The following is a 23,070-nucleotide window of genomic DNA, read 5'->3' as shown; positions in this document are numbered from 1 at the left end:
TCAGAAGGGAACGTTGTCGACGACGACCTCCCGGAACCGAACCGAGAGCCCCGTCAGCGCGGCGAAGTAGACGACCCCGCCGACAACGACGAGGACGACGCCAGTCACGAGCGTCGGGGCGAGGAGGTATCGCCCCCCGGCCACGACGAGCCCCATGACGACCGCGGCGAGCAGCTGGCGTCCGATCTCGTCCAGTGGCAACTGCACCCCGACGACGTCCTGCACCGCACGGTGTCCGAGCGCGAGGGCGACGACGGCCGAGACAGCGGTCGCCGCGGCGGCACCGACCCAGCCGAACTGCCAGACGAGGACGAGGTTGAGCGCGACGTTCACCGTGATGAACACACCGTCGATACGGAACGCGCGGTCGGGCCGGTCGAGTGCGTTCAGTGTGTTGACGATCTGGAACTCGTACGCGTACACCGTCCGGGAGAACGTCAGGACGACCAAGACGAGATGGCCGCGTGAGAACGACTGCCCGTACAGCGTCAAGACGAGGTCGCCGACGAGCGCCGCGCCGACGAGCCCCGGGATGAGGAGCAGTCCGGTGAACGACATCGAGTCCGAGAACAGGTACCGGACCTCCTCGAGGTTCCCCTCGCTCGAGAGTTCGCTCATCGCCGGGAACATCGCCGTCCCGATGGCGACGCCGAACACGGCGAGAACCGACGCGAGGTTCCACGCCACCTCGTACACCCCGATGAGCCCGTCGGCGACGAACAGCCCGAGGACGAGGGTGTCCATCGACGCGAACGCACGGTTGCTCAGATTGCTCAGCCACGAGTACTTCGCGTAGCCGGTGATGGCCTCGAAGTGTTCCCTCGTCGGGAGCGCGAGCGGCACCGAGAAGAACACGACTCCGAGGAGGGTGCCGACGAGCGCGCCGAGGCCGTAGCCGAACAGGAGCCCGGTGAGACCGAACCCGACGACGATGAGGAGGATCTGGACGACGCTCCGGACGAGTCGGTCCGCCGGGGCGAGGAGCGAGGCGATGTGGACGCGGTTCTGCCCTTCGAGTGCCGTCGTCACGAACGCGAACGAGAGCGTGAGGGCGAACAGGGCGACGACGGTCCCGACGGGCGTCCCGCGGAGGTACGACGAGAGCCACGGGCCGAGGCCGACCACGACGCTGGCCAGCACGACGAAGACGATCAGTTGCGTCACCACGCCGGCGACGAGATACGGCCCGTCGTCGCCGGGTTCGGAGAGCCGCTTCTTGAGCGCGGTTTGAATCCCGAGCCCGCCGATGATCTTCAGCCAGATGACGACGGCCAACACCAGGCTGTACACGCCGAGTGTCGCCTCACCCAGTTCGCGGGCGATGTAGACGGTCGCGACGAATCCCGCAACGGACGTGAGGGCCTGTGAGAGAAAGGCGATGACCGAGTTCTGTCCGATACGCATTGCAGCGGCGTTACTCGTCCCGGTACCCGAGGGCAGTCAGCCGGTCCTCGATGTCGTCGTCCAGTTCGACGGCGTCGAGGTCGGTGTCCGTGCGGTCGACGGTCGCCCGGTGGTCCGAGAGGACCTCGGCGATGCGCGCACTCACCTCGGGGTGCTGGTCGATGACGTCGTCGCGTTCGTCGGGGTCGGCGACGACGTCGAACAGCTGCGGTGGACCGCCGTCGACGAGGTACTTCCAGCGGCGGTCGCGGTAGTACATCCGGGCGTTACCCGTCTCGTCGTCCGAACCCCGCTCGCCGATGACGTGGTCGCGGGTCCACGTCCCGCCGTCGAGCAGGGGTCTGAAGCTCCGCCCCAGATACGTCTCCGGTGCCTCGACGCCGGCGTAGTCGAGAATCGTCGGGGCGAGGTCGAGGAGTCCGACGAGTTCGTCGTGCGTCCCGCCGGTGTCGTCGAGGTCGACGACGAGCGGGACGTGAATCCCCTCGTCGTGGAGCGTCCCGTGACTGAACGCGCCGTGGTCGCGGAACTCCTCGCCGTGGTCGGCCGTGAAGAACACGGCCGTCTCTCCCCAGCGCTCGGCGACGTGACGCAGGAGTCGGTCGACCTCGTCGTCCACGAACCGGATCTCGGCGTCGTACAGGTCGACGATGGTCTGCAGTTCCTCGTCCGTAACGTCTGCGGGGGTCTGGAGCATCTTCCGGCGCAGGCGGATGGACCGGCGGTCGGCGACCGGCTCCGACCGGAACAGCCGCTGGTACCGTTCGGGTGGCACGTACGGATGGTGGACGTCCATGTAGTGGACCCAGAGGAAGTTCCCCGTCGCAGACGCGTCGGGTCTGTCCACCCACTCGACCGCTCGGTCGGTCAGGTCGTCCGCCTTGACGTACGACGACCCGATTTCGATACCCGCCTTCCGTTCGGTCGCGTTGAACGCCGAACTCAGGAGGCCGAAGACGACCCCGTCGTTGTCGAGGTTCTGTTTCACCCACTCGCGGAGCTTCGAGAAGAGCGTCGGCTCCGACTGTGAGTCGTAGAACGTGTCGAACCCGCGCTCGTAGCCGAACCCCCGCGAGAGGAACGGATTGGAGTGAAAGCCCGCCGTGTCGAGCCCGGCCTCCTGGAGCGGCTCCGCGACGACGGTCTGCTCGGGGGCGAGCCGTTCGAACCCGCCGTACATCGTCGGATACGTCGACGTCAGGATGCTCGGGAACGACGCGCGGGTCGCGTGGGCGTGAGCGAACGCGCTGGTGAACCGATGGGAGGACGCCGCGAGTGCGTCGAGCGACGGGGACGTCTCTCGCTCGTAGCCGTAACAGCTCATGTGGTCGGCTCGGAGCGAGTCGACGGTGATCAGGAGGAGATTCTGCATGAGACGATTCGTGCCATATTCTACGAGTGGATTACGTGTATCTTTCTATGTCCGCCCTCGTTGTACCCCGCTTCGAATTCACCGGACTCGCCGTGCGCTGCCGTGGTGCTAGCAGGAGCAGTACCAGTGACCTGTTGTTATACGTTGGTGGACGCATTGCGAATCAGATGACAAGATGTCTCACGAGAATCTGAACGTCGGCTATCTCGGGTACAGCACGGTTACCAAAGAGATACTCGACGCCATCGACGTCGACCCGGAACTGGTCATCTCGTTCACCGACGAGGTCGAAGCGACGTACGGTCGAGGGGTGGCGTACGAGTCGTACGACCCGTGGCTCCGGGTCGAGACGATCAACTCCCCGGAGGCGCTCGACGCGCTGCGAGAACACGATATCGACGTCCTCCTCGTCATGGGGTGGCCAGAGTTGCTCCACGAGGACGCGCTCGAGACGCCGAACGTCGGGTGCGTCGGCCGACACCTCTCACTGCTGCCCGAACGTCGGGGGCGAGCGCCGGTGGCGTGGGCACTCATTCACGGCCTCGACCGGACGGGTGTCTCGCTGTTCTGGCTCGACGAGGGCGTCGACTCCGGTCCCATCCTCGAACAGGGTATCGTAGACATCGCTCCTGACGACCACGCTCAGGAGCTTCACGACAAGTGTACCCAGGAGTCGATTACGCTCCTCGAGGAGTCGCTCCTCCCACGGTTCTGCGAGGGCGACTTCTCTGCGGACCCACAGGACGCCGGCGACGCGACCTATACCCATCCGCGACGGCCAGACATGGGAATCATCGACTGGACCGATTCGGCGTGGGACGTCCACAACTTCGTCCGCGGACAGTCACACCCATACCCTGGCGCGTTCTCCTACCACGAAATGAACAAGGTGACTGCGTGGGAGAGCCGCGTGTCCCACCCGACCGTGACGAAGGCCGCACCGGGGGCTGTCCTCGACGCGACAGCGGAGACCGACCGCGTCGTCGTCCAGTGCGGCGAGGGGACCGTCGACCTCTCAGTCGAGTACACGAACGACGACAATCCTGCGACAGCGGGAGACCGTCTGGGGGCGGCACCGTACTGATGCAGGTCGTCATCTACGTCTGCCACGTCGACGACGGCGTTCTCGGCTGTGGTGGGACGATTCCACAGATGGTCGAGGCCGGGCACACCGTCGACGTCGTGTACTTGACTGAGGACTACAACTACCACCCGGAGAAGAACTACGACAACCGGGACAACGCCCACGAGGCGCTCGGGTCGCTTGGAGTCCCGTCGGACCACATCCACTTCCTGGACTTCCCGACGATGAAGCTCGATACGACCCCGCTCATCGACATCAACATCGCGTTCGACGAACTCGGGCTCGACCCGGACGTCATCCTCACGCTCGACGAGGGTGACGTCAACCAGGACCACTGGGCGGCGTTCCGGAGCGCGATGGTCGTCGGCCGCTCCATAGAGAAACCGGTCGGAATCGCTACGCTAGAGGTGCTCTCGTCGAGCGAGTGGGGGCCGGAACCGTTCGCTCCGAACTTCTACACCGACGTCTCGGAGACCATCGACCAGAAGGTCGAGGCGATGCGGAAAATCGAGTCCGAGGTCGAGGAGTGGCCACACCCGCGCTCGGTCGAAGGGATTCGAACGAAGGCCAGACAACGTGGCATGGAGGTCGGCTACGACCACGCGGAGGCGTTCAACATCGTCCGGTGGTTCGATTTCGACGACGCGCTCACCGGTTAGTGAACCGTGACCACTCCCCCGGCCGCTCACGAGTCGACCCGTCGGGCATCAGGACGGTCCCCGGTGGGACGTCTCTGTCGACGTAGGCGCCAGCGGCTACCACACCGGCGTCGTGAATCGTCACCCCTGGCATAACCACCGCACACGAGCCGACGAACGCCTCGTCACCGATCGTTATGGGAGCGACGTTCCGGTTCACCTCACGTTTGTCGACCATCGACGACATCGGGCCGTCCATCCCCGGGACCGCCGTGGCGAGGACACAGTTGTACGTCACGACGCTTCGTGCCCCCATAACCAGCCCGCCGGCACCGACGACGTGGCTCCCGCAGTGGATGACGGATTCGGGACCGATTTCGACCCCGCCACTGCAGTTGATGTAACAGAACGCGTCGATGCGCCCCGTCTCGTGGAGCGCCAGGTTCTCCTCATCGATGACCACGCTCGGCTGGTGAATCGTCCCGGTCATGTGCCGTCGATGGTGTCTCTGTCGCGTCTGACCTTCGAGCCCATACGCGGAGCAGTCGGGTCGAGTCGTGATAATGGTTCGTTCCGACGTGCTGACCAGCCAGCGAATCCCACGGCGTTGTCAGGGAGTCAGACGTCGCTGATTCGGATGAGTAGTGTTTTCGGACGGCTTCTCGAAGTGGCTAGCTGAGAGCTGTGACCCGACCGAATCAGCGGACAGTACTCCTGGTCTCGGATTACCTCCCGACGGACCCCGGTGGACGTGCGGAGAAACTGGCGACGAGGGAGGTGCTGCTCGATGAGCGAGGGTGGAATCTCGTCATCTGCCCGGTCGACGAGCCCTACGTCCTCACCCTTCCTGTGGCGATCATTCGGGGTGTCCGCATGGCTCGAAAACACGACGTGGACGTGGTTCACTCTATCAACAACCCGTTCCACCTGCACCTCATCGGGTTCGTCATCAGCCTCCTCTGTGGGCTCCCGTGGCTCGCCGAACTCCGGGACGCACTCGTGACTGATCCCGACGTGGCAGCGGGCTCTGCCCGGTATCACGCCAGACGGCTCGTCGAGCAGCTGGTCGTCTCCCGTGCGACGAAGGTGGTGTGGATCGACGGTATCCAACTCCCACCGGACTACTTCCGCACACAGTACCCCGATCACAACGCGGATATCGAACGGCTCCCGTTCCTCGGGTTCGTCCCGGACCGCTTCGAGGACGCGGGAGCGGCCGCCTACGACACGTTCACGATTACCTACGCGGGGTCGTTCTACCCCGGCTGGCTGGAGCCGTTCTCGTTCCTCGACGGCCTCAACCAGTTCATCCGGGACGCTGATGACGACATCGTCGTCCAGTTCTACGGCGACTGGTGCGACGAGTATCAGCAGTATGCCGAAGACCACGCCGTCGATACGGTCGTTCGAACACACGGGTTCGTTCCCCACGAGGAAATCGTCCCTGTGCTCAACGGGTCGGATGCGGTGTTGTACATCGGCGGAACCGACGAGAAGAACGCACGAAACGTCCCCTCGAAGATCTGGGACTACATCGCTTCGAGACGACCGATTCTGGCCGTCGTCGACCCGTCGTTTCGAGTCGCCACGTTCATCGAAGAGCACGACCTCGGCGTCGTCGCCTCACCGGACGACCCCGCGGAGGTCGCGACGGCACTTCGTCAACTTCGAGACGGGCAGTTCCACGGTGCCTCGACGGCAGTCTACGAACGGTTCTCACGGTCACAGCTCGTCGACGAACTAGCGAGGGTACTCGACTCGATGTACGAGGCGGCCGAGTGAGGCCCAGCGCAGCGAGGAGGTTATATATACGGGTACTCGGAGTTCCGGAACGCGTCCTTTCCGTACTCGGTGATGTCTTCTTGATCCATCCACGCCTTGATTTCCCCGACACCGTCCGCGATGTCCTTCTCCGCCTCCCAGCCGAGGATGTAGTTGATCTTGTCGAAGCTCACCCGATAGGTGCGTTCGTCCTCCTTGTGCTCGACGAAGCGCACCTCGGCGTCGGGGACGTTCTCCTCGACGATGCGACCCACCTCCTTGATCTGGTAGTTGAGGTCGTTGTCGCCGACGTTGAAAATCTGCTGGTCGACCTTCTCCCTCGGGGCTTCCAGCACGGCGACGAACGCCCGGGCGGCGTCCTGGGCGTGGACGAGCGGGCGGTACTGTTCGCCACCGTAGACGGGGATGTCGCCTTCGAGCACTGCCTTCGCGGTCAGGAGGTTCACCACGAGGTCGAACCGCATCCGCCGCGACCAGCCGAAGAGGGTCCCCAGTCGGAGAATCGTCGGCGTGAGGTCGTTCGCGTCGGCGAACTTCTCGTTCGTCGCGTGGAGGATGATCTCCTCGGACTCGATCTTCGACTCGGCGTACAGCGAGAGCGGGTTGAGATACGACCCCTCGTTGAGTTCCATCAGTTCGCTCGCGCCGTAGACGCTACAGGTGGAGGCGAAGACGAGGCGGTCGATGTCGTGGAGCTTGCACGTCTCGACGAGCGCCTTCGTCGCCTCGATATTCACCGACTGGGTCGCCTGTTCGTTCACGTCACACGCGGGGTCGCCGACGATACCGGCCATGTGGACGACCGCCTCCATGTCCTCGAGAGCGTAAGACAGGTCCTCGATGTGGCGGATGTCGCCCTCTCGAATCTCGAGTCGCTCGTGGTCGAAGAACGGCTCGAGTGCGTCGTCTCCGAAGAGCATCGAGTCGAGCACACGAACGTCGTGACCGTTCTGGAGGAGTTCCTCGATGATGTAGTTCCCGATGTAGCCGGCGCCGCCCGTGACGAGTACTCGCATCTCACGCGGCGATATACCAAGCGGAGGTTAAACACTTTGTTTTTATTTATCAGTCGCGATGATTACTCGATTGGTCGTGTCTCTCCCCACGTCTCGCATCGCGTACGCCCTCGACGAGATTCGAACGAACGGTCGGAACACGTTCTGGTGGCGCCAGCGGTTTCTCACCCACGCCGTGAGCCGGTACTTTCGTCGGGTGGATGACAGTGCGGACCGGCCGGTCCACGAAGCCGACTGGGACACGCTCGTTATCCTCGACGCCTGTCGGTACGACGCCTTCCAGCGCGCGGCGGCCGAACACGGGCTCGACGGGCGTCTGGAGCGGCGCATCTCGCGTGAGTCGGGGACGCCCGGCTTCCTCCGTGAGAACTTCTCAGACGGCCAGTTCCACGACACCGTGTACGTCACAGCGAACGCGTACGTGAACACGCTGCTCGACGACGACACCTTCCACGCCGTCGTCCCGGCTTGGCGTGACAACTGGGACGACGAACTGAACACGGTCACGCCCGAGGCGATGGGTGCGGCCTGTCGGGCCGCACTCGAACAGTATCCGAACAAGCGCCACGTCTTCCACTTCGTCCAGCCACACGAGCCGTTCGTCGGCGAGCAGAGACTCGGGGTTCGAGACTCTGCCCTCCGTGAGAAGGCCCTGGGTCGGGAGGCGAAGGCTCACGCAGAGCGGGAGCCGACCTCGTTCGAACGCCTCGCCCGCGGCGACCTCTCGAAGGAGACCGTGTGGTCGGCGTATCGGTCTAACCTCGACCGGGCGATGCCGGTCGTTCACGACCTGCTCGACGAGATACCGGGGAAGACGGTGGTGACGGCCGACCACGGCGAGGCGTTCGGCGAGTTCGCGTGGCCGTTCCCCATCCGGGTGTACGGCCACCCGCTCGGCGTGTTGATTCCCGCACTGACCGAGGTCCCGTGGTTCGTCTCTGAGGCGGACGAACGACGGGACATCACGAGTGAGCCACCCCGCCAGCGCGAACAGTTCGACGACGGCACCGCCGCAGAACGGCTCCGGATGCTCGGCTACGTCGAGTGAGGACTACTCCGCCGGACGTCACCGCACCTCGTCACCGAACGCCTGTACCGTCTCGACGACGTAGTCGACGTCCTCGTCGTCGAGGCCCGGATGGTTCGGGAGGCCGATGGTGTTGCCCGCGACGGCCTCGACGTTCGGGAGCGAGAGGTCGTAGTCGTGGGCGTGTTCGTTCGCACTCCACGGGAAGTCGCTGTTGAACCCGCGGTGTTCGGCGAACACCGGCTGGTCGTACAGCGGGTCGACGTAGCGGTGACGCGTCTCGACGCCCCGCTCTTTGAGTTCGCGCCACACCTCCTTGCCGCTCATCCCGATGGCGTCGGTATCGATCTCGAACGGCGCCCAGAAGTACGCGTGGTCGACGTAGTCGCGAACGACTGCCGGGCGGAGCCAGTCGAGGTCAGACAGTTCCTCGAAGAGTCGCTCGGAGATCTCTCGGCGACGCTGATTGAACCCGGCGAGACGGTCGACCTGCGCGGAGCCGATGGCTCCGTTGAGGTCGCTCATTCGATAGTTGTAGCCGAGGGTGACGTGCTCGTCACGGTTCGCCATCCCGTGGCTCCGGAGGAGACGAATCTCGGCGGCGAGGTCGTCGTCGTCGGTGGTGACGACGCCGCCCTCACCCGTGGTGATGTTCTTCGTCGCGTAGAAGGAGAAACAGCCCACGTCGCCGATGCTCCCGACCACGTCACCTCTGTACCGCGCGCCGTGCGCCTGTGCGGCGTCCTCGATGACCGCGAGGTCGTGCTCGTCGGCGAAGGCGCAGATCTCGTCCATCTCCGCCGGATGGCCGTAGAGGTGGACCGGCATGACGGCCGCGGTCCGGTCGCTCAGACAGCGCTCGACGTCGGTGTGGTCGAGGGTGTAGAGCTCGCGGTCGATGTCGGCGAAGACGGGGACACCCGCCTGGTGGACGATGGCGGTCGCCGTCGACCCGAACGTCAGGCTGGGGACGACGACCTCGTCACCGGGCCGGAGACCGAGCGCCTTCAGCGAGAGCTGGATGGCGGTGGTGCCGTTGCTCACGGCGATGGCGTGGTCGACACCGACCAGGTCGGCCCACTTCTGCTCGAACTCCTCGACGTACGGTCCCTGGAGGAACCGGCCGCTCTCCAGGACCGCCTCGACGTTCTCGTGTTCTTCGGGCCCGAGAATCGGCTCGGCCACGCTGACGTATCGGTCGCTCATACTCCATCTGACCTGTCGGTACATATCAATGCAGCGTCGCCGGTGCTCACCGGGTCGTCGACCGTTCTGGGTCGTGACCGGTCGGGGTCACCACGTCCGACCTGTTCTCGACGCTTCAGCAACCGGAATCCACAAACCACCCGGGCGAAATACAGAGGACAATGCGTGTCCTCGTAACCGGCGGTGCCGGATTCATCGGCTCACACATCACCGAAGGCCTCCTCGAGGCGGGCCACGACGTCGTCGTCTTCGACAACCTCGAACCGTACTACGACGTCGGGATCAAGCAGCACAACGTCGACACCTGCCGCGAACTCGGCGGCGACCACTACACCTTCGTCGACGGCACCATCCTCGACGAGGAGCGCGTCGAGTCGCTCTTCGACGAGTACGACGTCGAGTTCGTCTACCACCAGGCCGCACAGGCGGGTGTCCGCGCGAGCGTCGAGGACCCCAAACGCGTCCACGCGGTCAACACTACCGGCCTCTTGAACCTTCTCGAAGCCGCCGCCGACCACGACGTCCAGCGGTTCGTCCACGCCTCGTCCTCGTCGGTCTACGGGCGCGACCAGTATCTCCCGTACGACGAGGAGCATCCGACGAACCCCCGCTCCCCCTACGGCGTCACCAAACTCACGGCGGAACACTACTGCAACGTCTGGACGGACCTCTTCGACCTCCCCTGTGTGAACCTCCGGTACTTCACCGTCTACGGGCCCCGGATGCGCCCGAACATGGCCATCTCGAACTTCGTCTCGCGCTGTCTGAACGGTGACCCGCCGCTCATCTACGGCGACGGGAAGCAGACGCGGGACTTCACCTACGTCGACGACATCGTCGGGGCGAATCTGAAACTGCTCGACACGGACGCCGCGGACGGCGAGACGATGAACGTCGGGTCGACGGGGAACATCACCATCACCGACCTCGCGCAGTACGTCGTCGACGAGACGGGCGCGGACGTCGAAATCGTCTATCAGGAGGCGCTCGAGGCCGACGCGCGGCACACCCACTCGGACGTCTCGCGTGCGAAGGAACTCGTCGGCTACGAGCCGTCGACGTCGATTCGCGAGGGCGTCTCGAAGTTCATCGACTGGTACCGCGACAACCGGGAGTGGTACGAACCGCTCGTCTTCGACTCCTGAGTCGGTCTGTCGTCATACGCGACTGACCCACGTCCTCGTACGTCTCAGCGTGAGCGGTCAGACGTGGGAGGAGTAGCGTACGAGAGACAGTTGATCGGCTCGTCATTCGGCGAGAGTGTCGACACAGCGATGAGTGTCAGAGAGGCACCGTACGAGAGCAGTCACCAGGGCGGTGTAACCTCACCCACCCCAACCGACTCGCTCGCCTCCCTTCGGTCGCTCACTCGCCCCTCGCGCGTGTGGTCGCGGCTCCGTCCGCGACCGTCACGCGCCCTCGTGTCGTGGCGGTCGGCGCGCGGAAGTGAGCGAGGGCAACGAGCGAACAGCGCGCGAGGGTCTGCTCGCGCCCCCGTGCGCGAGCGACCGGCCGGGGAGGAGTGAGGCTGCGGTCCACTGCCCTGGCGACTCCATACGCTCACTGTTCGTCCTCACAGCTCAACCACTGACCCAACTCGTGTCACTCAGTACGTACACTCACAGCACTACTTCTGAGTAGTTGCCTCCATCCGCGATGGAGACGCGCTGTACAGATCCCACGGCGCGTGTGCAGCCTGCCGGAGCACACGAATCGACGATGTTCGTTGCGAACCGCTATCAGCTTCGATCTCCAGCAACGGTGACGACCCGGTCAGAACGAGGACAGACCGTCTGAACCGGTGAAAGAACGGCGGCGCAGTCTACCGGATTTACTCGACCGTGACGCTCTTCGCGAGGTTCCGCGGTTTGTCGATTGATCGTCCCTTCAGGTTCGCCACGTGGTAGGCGAACAGCTGGAAACAGACGTTCGCGATGAGCGGCGAGAGGTCGCCCAGTTCGGGCATCTCGAACGTGACGTCGAGGAACTTCTCCGCGTCGTCGAGCGAGGTACAGCCGATGACGGGCGCGCCGCGTGATTCGACCTCCTTCACGTTGTTGAGCGTCGCCTCCGGGCGCGACCCCTGCGTGAGGACCGCGAGCACCGGCGACTTCGGCGTGACGAGCGCGAGCGGTCCGTGTTTCAGCTCGCCGGCGGCGAAGCCCTCGGCGTGGACGTACGCGATCTCCTTCAGTTTGAGCGCGCCCTCCAGCGCCACCGGATAGCCGAGGTTGCGGCCGATGAAGAAGAACGCCTCGCCGTCGGCGTACTCCGCCGCGGCCTCCTTGAACCCGGCCTCCTCGTCGAGGACCTTCTGGACGGCCCCCGGGAGTTGGCGGACGTGGCCGAGGAACTCGATGGCGTCCGTGGTCGACATCTCACCGCGTGCGCGGGCGACGGAGACCGTGAGGAGGGCGAGAGTCGCGACCTGCGAGACGAACGTCTTGGTCGCCGCCACGCCGATCTCGGGGCCGGCGCGGATGAACACGGTCTCGTCGGCCTCGCGGGTCACGGTACTGCCGAGCGTGTTCGTCACGGCGAGACTCCGTGCGCCGGCGCGCTTCGCCCGGCGGAGTGCCGAGAGGGTGTCGGCGGTCTCGCCGCTCTGGGTGACGGGAACGACGAGGGTGCGCCAGGGGTCGCGGCCGCCGTCGAACTCGTACTCGCTGGCGATCTCCGCGGAGGCGCGGACGTCGGCCAGCGACTCGACGAGGCGCGCGGCGTACAGTCCTGCGTGGTAAGATGTCCCACAGGCCACGAACGTCACCTCTTCGAGGGAGTTGAGGTACTCCTTCGGGAGGTCGACGTCGAGGTCGACCTCGCCGTTGAGTTCGTCGATGCGTCCCGAGAGGGTCTGGCGGAGCGCCGTCGGCTGCTCGTGGATCTCCTTGAGCATGTAGTGGTCGTAGCCGCTCTTCTCGGCGGCTTCGGCCTCCCACTCGACGTGTTCGTGTGGACGCTCGACGAGCGCGCCGTCGTTCCGAATCTCGACGCCCTCGTCGGTGAGGACGGCGACGTCGCCGTCCTCGACGTAGGTCACGTCGCGGGTGTGTTCGAGGAAGGCGGTGACGTCGCTGGCGATGAACGCGCCCGTCTCACCGTGCCCGATGACGAGCGGGCTGTCCTGCCGGGCGGCGACGATGCCGTCGAAGTCGGTGCTAACGATTCCGAGCGCGAACGTTCCCTCGAGGCGTTCGAGGACCTTGTCGACCGCCTCGGGCAGGTCGTCCCCCTCCGCGAGGTACTCCTCGATGAGGTGGGGGACCACCTCGGTGTCCGTCTCCGAGGTGAACGCGTGGTCGGCGAGTTCCTCGCGGAGGCTGTCGTAGTTCTCGATGATACCGTTGTGGACTACGGCGACGGTGCCCGTGCAGTCGGTGTGGGGGTGGGCGTTCGCGTCCGTCGGCTCGCCGTGAGTGCTCCAGCGGGTGTGGCCGATGCCGACCGTCGCGTCGTCGGTGTCGGGGAGCGTGAGGTCCTTGATGCGCCCCGCCTGCTTGAACAGGCGGAGGTCGTCGACGCCCCGGAGCGCGACGCCCACGGAGTCGTAGCCGCGGTACTCGAGATTCTCCAGGCCGGTCTGAAGAATCGGCAGTGCTCGTTCCTCGCCGATGTAGCCGATGATTCCACACATGGTTACCCTCTCCTGATGGTCGCGCCGTCTTCGACCTGCCCGTCGACCGTCGTCCCCTCGTGGACGCGTGCGTCGTTCCCGATGATCGTGCCGGGTGCCAGCGTGACGCCGCCGCCGATGTCGACGTTGTCGCCGACGACGGCGCCGATGCGGGCCGACTCGTACAGTTCGCCCGCGATGGCGACGGTTGCGAGGCCGCCCGAGACGGTTCCGTTCGCGCCGACGACGGTGTTGGAGCCGACGATGCAGTCGTGCAACACCGCGCCGGCCTCGACGGTGGCGTCGGGGAGGACGACGGTGTTAGAGACGACCGCGTTGGCCCCGACTTCGGCGTTGGCGCCGAGGCTGGTGCCCGCGAGGAGCGTCGCGTTCGGGTGGACGTGGGTGTCCTCGTCGATGTCGACGGGGCCCGCGACGGTCGCGGAGTCGTGGATGACGGCGGCGTCGTCGACGTGGCCGCCCGTCTCGTCGAGGACGCTGGCGTTCACCGACAGGAGGTCCCACGGGACCGAGACGTCGAGCCAGCGGCCGTCGTACCGGACGGCCCGGACCGACCCCTCCGCAGCGAGGTGGTCGAGCGCGGCCGTGATGGGCGACTCGCCGACGGTGTCTATCCGGCCGATGGCGTCGAAGACGCTCGGCGTGAACTTGTAGACGCCCGCGTTGATGAGGTCGCTCGCCGGGGTTCGACCCCGGGGTTTCTCGTCGACCGAGACGACCCTGTCGCCGTCGAGGTCGACGACGCCGTACGCGCTCGGCGTCTCCGACCGTCGGATGGCCACTGCGGGGGCCGGCGTCGCGTCGTCGGCGATGCGTGAGACGAGCGAGCTGTCGATGATTCGGTCTCCGTTCAGGACGATGAACTCGCCGTCGACGTACGGTTCGGCCTGGGCGACAGCGTGCCCCGTGCCGAGCTGTTTGTCCTGGACGGCGTAGGTGATATCGACCTCCCAGTCGTTGCCGTCGCCGAAGTGGCTCTGGATCCGTTCGCGCTTGTACCCGACGACGAGGACGACGTCCTCGATGCCCGCGTCGGCGACTGCTTCGAGGACGTACTCGAGAAGCGGCCGGTTCCCGATGGGGACCATCGGTTTCGGCCTCGTGCGGGTGAGCGGTCGGAGGCGCATCCCCTCCCCCGCCGCAAGAATAACTGCGTGCATACTCTCTTGCAGATGCGCCGGACGTCCTTGTATATGCTGCGCCTAGCACAACTTTCACGCCGGTACCCACAGCCTGCGACCGGGCTCGGACCCCGGCTGACGTGGGGAGAGCGGAAGTGTTATTTAAACCATGCACGTTACCGCCGATGATGCCACCGCGTGACGACGTCTGCGTCCTCGTGCCGACGCTCGACGAGGCAGAGACCATCGGAGACGTCGTCCGCGACTACCGTGAGGCGGGGTTCGAGAACGTGCTCGTAATCGACGGCGGGTCGACCGACGGAACCGTCGACGCGGCGACCGACGCGGGTGCGCGAGTCGTCTCACAGGCGGGGACCGGCAAGGGGCAGGCCGTCCGTGAAGCCGTCTCGGAGCACATCGAGGCACCGTACGTCCTGATGGTGGACGGGGACGGGACGTATCTGCCGTCGGACGCCGAGGCGATGCTCGAACCGCTCGACGAGGGGTACGAACACGTCATCGGAGACCGCTTCGCCGACATGCGTGCGGGGGCGATGACGCGGCTCAATCGGGTCGGAAACCGACTGTTCAACCGGGCCTTCGCGTACATCCACGGGACCGACTTCGGCGACATCCTCTCGGGCTACCGGGCGTTCTCTCGGGAGTCGTTCGAGCGGATGACGCTCACCGCGGAGGGGTTCGGTATCGAGACGGAGATGGCGGTCGAGTGTGCGAAACACCGCATCGAGACCACCGTCGTTCCCATCACCTACCTCCCGCGGCCGTCGGGGTCGAACACGAACCTCAGCCCGCTGCGCGACGGGAGCATCATCCTCCTCGAACTGTACCGCCGCGCGAAGACGAACAACCCGCTGTTTTACTTCGGGAGCGTCGGCTTCGTCTCGACGGCGGTCGGCCTCGGCATCGCCATCTGGGTCGGTGTCGAGTGGGTCACCCGCAGTATCTCACACGAGGTCATGGCGGTCGTCGCGGCGTCGGGCATCCTCTTCGGCGTTCAACTGCTGATGTTCGGCGTCCTCTCGGACCTCATCTTCTCGCTCCACAGAGAGCAGATGCAACGGCTCGACCGCCTCGAAGAGCGACGCGAGTGAGGTCGGCGTCCGGGAGACGGCCCGAGTCAGCGACCGCTAGAACGGGAGGAGACCGCGGAGTCGCCCGACGAGGCTGTTCGACGTGGCGGCACGGTACTCCTCGAACACCGGGTGGAGCGTGTCGAGCAGGTCGCGCTTCGATTCGAACCGACGGGCAGGGGCCGCTTCGAGGATTTCCGACAGCGCGACCGTGCCGCCGGAGGCGTCGTACGAGACCTGGACGTCGCCGACGGTCTCGACGATTTCGTCGGCTGTCGCGGGGTAGTCGATTCGCTCGTCGATGTGGGGCTCGAGCGCCGCGATGCCGAACTCGATGTGGTCGGCGTCCGACCCGTCCTGCTGTGGTGGCCTGACTCCCATCACTGCCGCGTACGTGGTCCTGTGTTGAAAAACTCCCGAAGACGCGTGGGCGCGCCGGAGATTCCAGACGCGTCCCGCGTCGAAACCAGTGACTGCCGGGCGTCGCTGTAGTCCATCGAACTCCACAAGGCGTAACTCGTGTCACCGTCACTCTCCAGTCGTGACCGACTACACGACGGTTTCGATTCCGAAGGAGCTCGCCGAACGTGTCGAAGACACCATCGAGGGGACGAGCTTCTCCTCGACGAGCGACCTCGTGCGCTTTCTGCTCCGGAGCATCGTCATCCAGCACGAACGGACCGGGGAGCTGACCGAGGCGGAGTTCGAGGAGATCGCCGACCAGCTCGTCGACCTGGGCTATCTCGAGTAACCCAGGGCGTCGTCCCCTGTGTGCGGCGTCACAGTGATGCGTCTCCGAGTGTCTCCTCCGGCGGCTCCGCGTCCACGGTTTCGAGCGCCAGTCGCTCGCCCGAGCGACCGTACGCCCGGACCGCCGTCCGGTCCCACGGCGGGACGGCGACGATGACGGCGGCCGCGAAGTCGTCGCGCTTCGTCGGTTCACGTGGTCCCTGGGGGTGGGCGTGAAACCGCGCGCGGCCCCGTCCCGCGGGTGTCGACAGGTCCAGTCCGAAGACCGCGTTGACCGAGCGCCCTGCGTCGGGGAGGTAAAAGTGCGACAGGACGGGTGTGTCGCTGTCGAGACCGAGGTCAGTGTCGAACGCGCCCGCACGGGTCGACGTCAACACGACACTGAGCGCGTCGGGTTCGTCGCTCTCGCTCATGTCGAGGAGGACGTCGAGGAGCGCACTCGTGACGTACAGCGGCTGGCGGTCGTCGCCGTGACTCGTCGCTTCACTCGACTGGCCCACGTCGTTCACGTTCGCTGTAGGTGCTCAGGCGCGAAAAAGTGTGTTGCCGACCGGTCGTGACTCGACTCCGTCTCTCGTCCCGCCTCAGAGGAGACTCCGAAACGCCCTGGCGTAGGCGGCCGGGAGTCGTGCGCGGGCGTTGTCGAGCGCGTCGTGCAGGGCCGTGCCGGCGTCTTCGAACACGCCCGGGCCGTGACCGACGAGGACTCGCTCGGGGTCAAGCCCACGGAACGCCCGCTTCGGCGGGGACGGCCGGAGCATCGGGTGGACGCCGAGCGGTTCCCCCGGCGCACAGAAGTACTCGGCCGTTCCCACGGCCTCCGGAACGACGAGTGTCTCGGACTCGTCGTGGTAGAGGGCGGCCTCCTGCCACGGCGGGAGCGAGCGGTCGACGACGGTCACAGAGCGGTAGCCGCTGCTGGCCAGGTCGCGACCGAACCGCTCCGTCGGCGCGTCGAGGTCCGAGGCGACCCCGGTCATCCAGTTGGGGACGTACACCGACACGTCGTGTCGGCGGGCGACGGCGGCGGCGTCGCGTTTGTGCCGGTCGAGACAGACGACGACACCGGCGACGTCGCCCACCGAGTCGAGGAGGTCGTCGACGCCACGAACGTCCACCGGGTCGACGACCCACGTCCCGCCGTCGTCGCCAGCCAGCGCGTGGCTCGCCCGTTGCATCCCCTCGTCGGGATAGGCGATCCAGCCGACCCCACCGTCCCACCGGTCGATCTCCCGCAGTTGCGACGTTCCGCTACCCTTCATCGGCATGGTCGGATTCACGGGTCGGACGCGCATAAAAAACCCGACTGCGACCGGCTGCGCACCCCGACGTGACCGACAGTATAACACGCGGGCCGACGAACACCGGCTGATGCTCTCCGCGCTCACCCAACTCGCACTCGAAGTGAAGTACCTCGACAGGGCTCGTGACTTCTACGCCGAGTACTTCGACCTCGACCCCGTCGAAGCGACCGAGAGCGAGGTCGTCTTCGAGGTCGGCGAGACGCGACTCGTGCTCCGGCGCCCCGACGGGGTTCCACGCGGCGGCCTCCACGTCCACTACGCCTTCGCGACGGGCGCGGACGCGTACGAGACCTGGGAGGCGCGGCTCTCGGCGCTCCCCACCGTCGCGTTCGACTTCGGCGGGTCGCGGTCGCTGTACGTCGACGACCCCGACGACCACTGTGTCGAGGTCGGGACCGTCTCGGAGCAGGCCACCGACGGCCTCGTGGGCGTCTTCGAACTCGTGCTCGAAGTCGAGTCGCTCGCGCCCGCAGTCGAGCGGTATCAGACGCTCGGGTTCGAGGTCGTCGACCGGGGCGGCGACCGTCGACGTGTCCGACTGCGGGGCCCGATGGACCTCGAACTGTGGGAGCCGCAGTTGGGTATCGCCGACGCGCGCGGGGGCGTCCACGTCGACGCCAGGTTCGCCGCGGACGACCCTGTTCTCGCCGCCGAGGCCGTCGCGCCGGAGGCAACGGTCGAGACGGTCGACGGCGGGGTTCGGGTCAGAGAGGCCGACGGCCACGTTCTCACCTTCGTCGACGAGTCACGGGCGTAGCGCGGCGGGACACGAGACATCGAGGAGGGGCGAACGGACGACACGAGGTGGGGCGAGAGCGAGTCGGCGGACGGCGTGTCGTCACGTCGCGACCCGTCCGTCGGCGGCGGTCAGCGCACGGACACGGTGGGCCGCCTCATCGGATAAGAACGGTCGGGGACGAGGCGGTGTCGGCCCGAGCGGGTCGAGCCGGGTGCGCGTCGGTTCAGGAGAGACGCTCGGTGTCGATGCGGACGCCCGGGGGAGCGACGACGAGGAACGTGCGGAAGTGCATCAGTTCACCGCCCATGTCTCGGACGTCGCGCGCGAAGCCCGCGGCGAGGCGGTTGAGGTCCCCCTCGATGGCGAGGAACAGGACGCTCCCGCTCTCGACGGCAGCGATCCACTCCTCGGGGGGCGTCGACCCGTCGAGGACGCCGAGGATGACGTTCCCCTCGATGTCGTCGGTGTCGAGGTACTCCTCCGCGCCGCGGAGGTCGAGGTCGAAGTCGGCCATATCCGTCGGTTGCGGTCGTACGAGAAAAGCGTTCGGTCGGAGACGGAGACCGGGTCGGGGCGCAGCCCATCTCGGGGACCCACCCACTCACCACAGCCGTAGACGAACGTTCAATCGCTCGGCGCGTGCGACCGTTCGCGCGTGCATTTCACACAAATCGGGCGAAAAATACGGGGTCTGCTCAGCCGCGTTCCGACACGCCCGGTGCCACAGATAGTCTCATACTAGGAGATATGGGGCGTCATAGGCCGTTGATGCCGGGTGATTCGTCGGGACAGAGCTGGCAGACGGGAGACACGAGTACGGCTGACGCCGACGCGGAAGGACACCTTTATATGGCGGCGTAGTATGTGAACGACTACAATGTCCAACAACATGGACGTGGAGGACACTTCGTCGGGTTCCCCGGCGGGTCGAGTTCTTCCAGGGCACACTGGAAACCACATCTGAGATCGAGACGGTACGGGTTTTCGACACGACGCTCCGCGACGGTGAGCAGTCGCCACGCACTTCGTTCTCGTACGACGAGAAACGAGAGATAGCGACGCTGCTCGACGCGATGGGGACGCACGTCATCGAGGCGGGCTTCCCCGTGAACTCGGACGCCGAGTTCGAGGCAGTCAGAGACATCGCCGACGCCTCCCAGACGACGACGTGTGGCCTGGCCCGCGTCGTCGACAAGGACGTCGAGGCCGCGCTCGACTCGGGCGTTGATATGGTGCACGTCTTCGTGTCCACCAGCGACGTCCAGTTGCAAGACTCCATGCACGCCTCCCGCGAGGAGGCCGTCGAGCGCGCGGTCGAGAGCGTCCGTCGCGTCAAGGACGCCGGCGTGGAGTGTATGTTCTCGCCGATGGACGCCACCCGGACGGAGAAGGCCTTCCTCTTCGAGGTCATCGAGGCCGTCTCGGGAGAGGACGTCGACTGGATCAACATCCCCGACACCTGTGGGGTCTGCACCCCGACGCGGATGGCGAACCTGGTCGGCGAGATCGTCGAGGTCACCGACGCCAACATCGACGTGCACGCGCACGACGACTTCGGCCTCGCCACCGCGAACGCGATGGCCGGCTTCGAGGCGGGTGCCACACAGGCGCAGGTGTCCGTCAACGGCATCGGCGAGCGCGCGGGCAACGCGGCCTACGAAGAGGTCGTCATGTCCGCCGAGTCACTGTACGGCGTGGACACCGGCATCGAGACGCGGCGCATCACGGAGCTGTCGCGCATCGTCGAGGCGGCGAGCGACATCCCGGTGCCGCAGAACAAACCCGTCGTCGGGCGGAACGCCTTCTCCCACGAGAGCGGCATCCACGCCGCCGGCGTGCTGGAGAACGCGAGCACGTTCGAGCCGGGCGTGATGACCCCCGAGATGGTCGGTGCCTCCCGGGAGTTCGTCCTCGGCAAGCACACGGGCACCCACTCCGTCCGCAAGCGCCTGTCGGACGCGGGCTACGAGCCGACGGACGCGCAGGTGCGAGAGATCACCCGGCGCGTCAAGGACTACGGCGCGGAGAAGCAGCGGGTCACGATGACCGAGCTGGAGCGGTTCGCCGACGAGGTCGGCGTCGACCACGTCGACGAGGAAGAGGAGGTCCGGGCGTAGGATGCCCTCCCTCCCGTTCGCGACCGTCCGCGAGCGGCAGGTCCGTGACGGCGGACCGGTGCGACCCCGTGGGCGTCCGCGTGCGCGACGACGCTCACGAAAGGGTTTTATGAGACGAGCGTATCTCACCCGATACGATGAGACACTGTCCCACTTCGTGCGACGCCCGCCCGTCGGGCACGGACAGTGTCGCCGCTATCGGGTCGATTGTAGGGGCCGCCTAGCCCCTCACACACTCTTCTCCTCGCCGACCGGCCAGTTCAGAACCGACCACCGAGTGCAGCGATCACCACACCAAGCCGAGACACACACATGAGCGAACGTGCGACACCGACACCCGAAGCGGACGACTCCACACCGGAGTCGACCGAAGCGGAGGAACAGCCACGAGCGGACGAACAGCGAGCCGAGGAACGACCGGTCACGACCGGTGCGTCCTCCGTCGTTCGCGCGCTCGAGAACGCGGGCGTCGAGGCGGCCTTCGGCGTCCAGGGCGGCGCGATTATGCCCGTCTACGACGCGCTGTACGACTCCTCGATCCGACACGTGATGATGGCCCACGAACAGGGCGCATCTCACGCGGCGGACGCGTACGGCGTCGTCAAGGGCGAGCCGGGCGTCTGTCTCGCCACGTCGGGGCCGGGTGCGACGAACCTCGTGACCGGCCTCGCCGACGCGAACATGGACTCCGACGCCGTGTTGGCGCTCACGGGCCAGGTGCCGAGCGACATGGTCGGCTCGGACGCCTTCCAAGAGACCGACACCATCGGCGTCACCTCGCCGGTCACGAAACACAACTACTTCGCGGGCGACGCGGACACCGTCGGCGACACCGTCGGCGAGGCGTTCGCCCTCGCGGGTATGGGCCGACCGGGACCGACGCTGGTCGACCTGCCGAAGGACATCACACAGAGCGAGACCGGGCGCGAGCCCGGGCCCGCGCGCCCGCCGAAGACGTACAACCCCCAGATGGAGGCGGACGAGAAGGACGTGAAGGTCGCGGCACGGGCCATCGAGAACGCCGAGAAGCCCGTGTTGCTGTTCGGCGGCGGCGTCGTCAAGGGCAACGCCACCGAGACGGCTCGGGCGTTCGCCATCGACCACGGCATCCCCGTGGTGACGACGATGCCCGGCATCGGAACCTTCCCCGAGGACCACGACCTCTGTCTGTCGTGGGCCGGGATGCACGGGACCGGCTACGCGAACATGGCCATCACCCACACCGACCTCCTCATCGCAGTCGGCACCCGGTTCGACGACCGGCTGACAGGCGGCATCGACACGTTCGCGCCCGAGGCGGAGGTGGTCCACATCGACATCGACCCCGCCGAGATTAGCAAGAACGTCCACGCGGACTACCCGCTCGTCGGTGACGCCGGCCGGGTGCTCGACCAGGTCGACGCGCGGATGGACCACTCGCCCGACGCGCGCGAGTGGCGCGAGCAGTGCCAGACGTGGAAAGAGGAGTATCCGATGGACTACGCAGCGCCGTCGGACGAACCCATCAAACCGCAGTTCGTCGTCGAAGCGTTCGACGAGGCCACCGGCGACGACACCATCGTCACCACGGGCGTCGGCCAGCACCAGATGTGGGCCTCCCAGTACTGGACCTACCGTGAACCGCGGACGTGGGTCTCATCGCACGGGTTAGGGACGATGGGGTACGGCCTCCCCGCCGCAATCGGTGCCCGTCTCGCCGCCGACCAGATGGGACAGGAGGACCGTTCGGTGGTCTGTTTCGACGGCGACGGCTCGTTCCTGATGACGATGCAGGAGCTGTCCGTGGCCGTCCGCGAGAACATGGACATCACCGTCGCGGTCCTCAACAACGAGTACATCGGGATGGTTCGACAGTGGCAGGACGCCTTCTACGAGGGTCGTCGAATGGCGGCCGAGTACAACTGGTGTCCCGAGTTCGACCGTCTCGCGGAGGCGTTCGGCGCGCGCGGCTGGCGCGTCGACGACTACGACCAGGTCGCCGACGCCATCGAGGAGGCCCTCGCGTACGACGGTCCGTCGGTCATCGACTTCCACGTCGACCCCGCGGAGAACGTCTACCCGATGGTCGCCTCCGGTGCGCCCAACGGACAGTTCGCCCTCTCGGAGGACCAGCTGTAACCATGAGTTCGGAACACTCTCCCGACACCGAGACGTCCAGAGCGGAGGACACCCACCGACGTGGCCTGAAAGGGCCCGCACCCGACGAACGCCCACACCCCGAGGGGCGGCGCAACTCCCAGGGTATCCGCATCGACCCCGAGGTCGAAGCCGAACCCGAGGTGCGCGAGGCGGTCCTCTCCGCGCTCGTGCTCAACGAGCCGGGCGTCCTCGCCCGCGCCTCCGGACTGTTCGCTCGACGGCAGTTCAACATCGAGTCGCTCACCGTCGGGACCACCCAGGACGAGGAGTACTCGCGCATCACGCTCGTCGTTCGCGAGCCCGAACCGGGCATCGAGCAGGCGAAAAAGCAGTTAGAAAAGCTCGTGCCGGTCATCTCCGTGACCGAACTGACGGAAGACGCGGTGCGGCGCGAACTCGCGCTCATCAAGGTCGACGGCGAGCATCCCGACCAGATCGCCGCGGTCGCCGACATGTACGACGGCACCGTCGTGGACGCGAGCGCCGAGGCCATCACCATCGAGGTGACGGGCACCAGCACGACCATCGAGAACGCGCTCGACACGTTCGAGCGCTTCGGCGTCCGCGAGATCGTCCGCACCGGGACGGCCGCGCTCGAGGCGGGCGCGAACGCGACGGCGAAACACTGGCCCGACGACTGACCCCG

At 66.2% G+C, this 23,070-nt stretch carries 22 protein-coding genes; 11 read left to right on the top strand and 11 right to left on the bottom strand.

Annotated features, from left to right (window positions below; genetic code table 11):
* A complete protein-coding gene (locus tag E6N53_RS04155; RefSeq protein WP_142857090.1) occupies positions 1-1,404 on the bottom strand; it encodes an oligosaccharide flippase family protein in 1,404 nt (467 codons plus the stop codon).
* A gap of 10 nt (positions 1,405-1,414) precedes the next feature.
* Positions 1,415-2,776, bottom strand: coding sequence for a sulfatase family protein (locus E6N53_RS04150; protein WP_142857088.1), 1,362 nt, complete (start codon positions 2,774-2,776; stop codon positions 1,415-1,417).
* A 175-nt stretch (positions 2,777-2,951) separates the two neighbouring features.
* On the opposite strand from E6N53_RS04150, the gene E6N53_RS04145 reads away from it, so the two are divergent.
* A complete protein-coding gene (locus E6N53_RS04145; protein ID WP_142857086.1) occupies positions 2,952-3,860 on the top strand; it encodes a methionyl-tRNA formyltransferase in 909 nt (302 codons plus the stop codon).
* Positions 3,860-4,519: a PIG-L deacetylase family protein gene (locus tag E6N53_RS04140; RefSeq protein ID WP_136589163.1), complete on the top strand. Its 660-nt coding sequence runs from the start codon at positions 3,860-3,862 to the stop codon at positions 4,517-4,519. The genes E6N53_RS04145 and E6N53_RS04140 overlap by 1 nt, the downstream gene beginning before the upstream one ends.
* On the opposite strand, the gene E6N53_RS04135 is transcribed toward E6N53_RS04140, so the two are convergent.
* Positions 4,509-4,988 carry an acyltransferase gene (locus tag E6N53_RS04135; RefSeq protein WP_136589162.1) on the bottom strand — a complete coding sequence of 160 codons (480 nt, stop codon included), beginning with the start codon at positions 4,986-4,988 and terminating at the stop codon, positions 4,509-4,511. The genes E6N53_RS04140 and E6N53_RS04135 overlap by 11 nt on opposite strands.
* A 194-nt stretch (positions 4,989-5,182) precedes the next feature.
* Here E6N53_RS04135 and E6N53_RS04130 point away from each other — a divergent pair, with 194 nt between their 5' ends.
* A complete protein-coding gene (locus tag E6N53_RS04130) occupies positions 5,183-6,280 on the top strand; it encodes a glycosyltransferase family protein (protein ID WP_142857084.1) in 1,098 nt (365 codons plus the stop codon).
* Between the two features lie 20 nt (positions 6,281-6,300).
* On the opposite strand, the gene E6N53_RS04125 is transcribed toward E6N53_RS04130, so the two are convergent.
* A complete protein-coding gene (locus E6N53_RS04125) occupies positions 6,301-7,296 on the bottom strand; it encodes an NAD-dependent epimerase/dehydratase family protein (protein WP_142857082.1) in 996 nt (331 codons plus the stop codon).
* A 76-nt stretch (positions 7,297-7,372) separates the two neighbouring features.
* Here E6N53_RS04125 and E6N53_RS04120 point away from each other — a divergent pair, with 76 nt between their 5' ends.
* The gene (locus E6N53_RS04120) at positions 7,373-8,344 is read left to right on the top strand and encodes a hypothetical protein (protein WP_142857080.1); all 972 of its coding nucleotides are present in this window, start codon (positions 7,373-7,375) and stop codon (positions 8,342-8,344) included.
* A gap of 18 nt (positions 8,345-8,362) precedes the next feature.
* Here E6N53_RS04120 and E6N53_RS04115 read toward each other — a convergent pair whose 3' ends face one another.
* The gene (locus E6N53_RS04115; protein WP_161596511.1) at positions 8,363-9,529 is read right to left on the bottom strand and encodes a DegT/DnrJ/EryC1/StrS family aminotransferase; all 1,167 of its coding nucleotides are present in this window, start codon (positions 9,527-9,529) and stop codon (positions 8,363-8,365) included.
* Between the two features lie 161 nt (positions 9,530-9,690).
* Here E6N53_RS04115 and E6N53_RS04110 point away from each other — a divergent pair, with 161 nt between their 5' ends.
* Complete coding sequence (locus E6N53_RS04110) at positions 9,691-10,674, top strand: GDP-mannose 4,6-dehydratase (RefSeq protein WP_142857076.1); 984 nt, start codon at positions 9,691-9,693, stop codon at positions 10,672-10,674.
* Between the two features lie 686 nt (positions 10,675-11,360).
* Here E6N53_RS04110 and glmS read toward each other — a convergent pair.
* Together glmS and glmU are read right to left on the bottom strand one after the other, a co-directional pair.
* Positions 11,361-13,163, bottom strand: a complete 1,803-nt coding sequence (gene glmS, locus E6N53_RS04105; RefSeq protein ID WP_142857074.1) for a glutamine--fructose-6-phosphate transaminase (isomerizing) — start codon at positions 13,161-13,163, stop codon at positions 11,361-11,363.
* A 2-nt stretch (positions 13,164-13,165) separates the two neighbouring features.
* Entirely contained in the window at positions 13,166-14,323 is a 1,158-nt protein-coding gene (gene glmU, locus E6N53_RS04100; RefSeq protein WP_136589155.1) for a bifunctional sugar-1-phosphate nucleotidylyltransferase/acetyltransferase, read from the bottom strand.
* Between the two features lie 149 nt (positions 14,324-14,472).
* Here glmU and aglJ point away from each other — a divergent pair, with 149 nt between their 5' ends.
* Positions 14,473-15,396 carry an S-layer glycoprotein N-glycosyltransferase AglJ gene (aglJ, locus tag E6N53_RS04095; protein WP_142857071.1) on the top strand — a complete coding sequence of 308 codons (924 nt, stop codon included), beginning with the start codon at positions 14,473-14,475 and terminating at the stop codon, positions 15,394-15,396.
* Between the two features lie 36 nt (positions 15,397-15,432).
* On the opposite strand, the gene E6N53_RS04090 is transcribed toward aglJ, so the two are convergent.
* Positions 15,433-15,756 carry a DUF5789 family protein gene (locus E6N53_RS04090; RefSeq protein ID WP_136602525.1) on the bottom strand — a complete coding sequence of 108 codons (324 nt, stop codon included), beginning with the start codon at positions 15,754-15,756 and terminating at the stop codon, positions 15,433-15,435.
* Positions 15,757-15,916: 160 nt separating this feature from the next.
* On the opposite strand from E6N53_RS04090, the gene E6N53_RS04085 reads away from it, so the two are divergent.
* Positions 15,917-16,126, top strand: coding sequence for a ribbon-helix-helix domain-containing protein (locus E6N53_RS04085; RefSeq protein WP_136589152.1), 210 nt, complete (start codon positions 15,917-15,919; stop codon positions 16,124-16,126).
* Between the two features lie 28 nt (positions 16,127-16,154).
* Here E6N53_RS04085 and E6N53_RS04080 read toward each other — a convergent pair whose 3' ends face one another.
* Together E6N53_RS04080 and E6N53_RS04075 are read right to left on the bottom strand one after the other, a co-directional pair.
* Complete coding sequence (locus E6N53_RS04080; protein ID WP_236639792.1) at positions 16,155-16,634, bottom strand: JAB/MPN domain protein-containing protein; 480 nt, start codon at positions 16,632-16,634, stop codon at positions 16,155-16,157.
* Between the two features lie 75 nt (positions 16,635-16,709).
* Complete coding sequence (locus E6N53_RS04075) at positions 16,710-17,393, bottom strand: hypothetical protein (RefSeq protein WP_201741066.1); 684 nt, start codon at positions 17,391-17,393, stop codon at positions 16,710-16,712.
* 103 nt (positions 17,394-17,496) lie between these two features.
* On the opposite strand from E6N53_RS04075, the gene E6N53_RS04070 reads away from it, so the two are divergent.
* Positions 17,497-18,186 (top strand): VOC family protein, encoded by a 690-nt coding sequence (locus E6N53_RS04070; protein ID WP_142857068.1) that lies wholly within the window; start codon positions 17,497-17,499, stop codon positions 18,184-18,186.
* Positions 18,187-18,391: 205 nt separating this feature from the next.
* On the opposite strand, the gene E6N53_RS04065 is transcribed toward E6N53_RS04070, so the two are convergent.
* Entirely contained in the window at positions 18,392-18,682 is a 291-nt protein-coding gene (locus E6N53_RS04065) for a DUF5779 family protein (protein WP_136589150.1), read from the bottom strand.
* Between the two features lie 433 nt (positions 18,683-19,115).
* Here E6N53_RS04065 and E6N53_RS04060 point away from each other — a divergent pair, with 433 nt between their 5' ends.
* From E6N53_RS04060 to ilvN, 3 genes are all read left to right on the top strand, one after another.
* Positions 19,116-20,285 carry a LeuA family protein gene (locus tag E6N53_RS04060; protein ID WP_136589149.1) on the top strand — a complete coding sequence of 390 codons (1,170 nt, stop codon included), beginning with the start codon at positions 19,116-19,118 and terminating at the stop codon, positions 20,283-20,285.
* A gap of 312 nt (positions 20,286-20,597) precedes the next feature.
* Positions 20,598-22,403, top strand: a complete 1,806-nt coding sequence (ilvB, locus tag E6N53_RS04055; RefSeq protein WP_142857066.1) for a biosynthetic-type acetolactate synthase large subunit — start codon at positions 20,598-20,600, stop codon at positions 22,401-22,403.
* 2 nt (positions 22,404-22,405) lie between these two features.
* A complete protein-coding gene (gene ilvN / locus E6N53_RS04050) occupies positions 22,406-23,065 on the top strand; it encodes an acetolactate synthase small subunit (RefSeq protein ID WP_136602523.1) in 660 nt (219 codons plus the stop codon).
* The last annotated feature ends 5 nt before the right edge of the window (positions 23,066-23,070 follow it).

It is taken from the genome of Salinigranum halophilum, assembly GCF_007004735.1.
In the GTDB taxonomy this organism is placed as follows: domain Archaea; phylum Halobacteriota; class Halobacteria; order Halobacteriales; family Haloferacaceae; genus Salinigranum; species Salinigranum halophilum.
The sequence above is the reverse complement of the archived record's forward strand: the minus strand, read 5'-3'. Positions and strand labels throughout refer to the sequence as shown.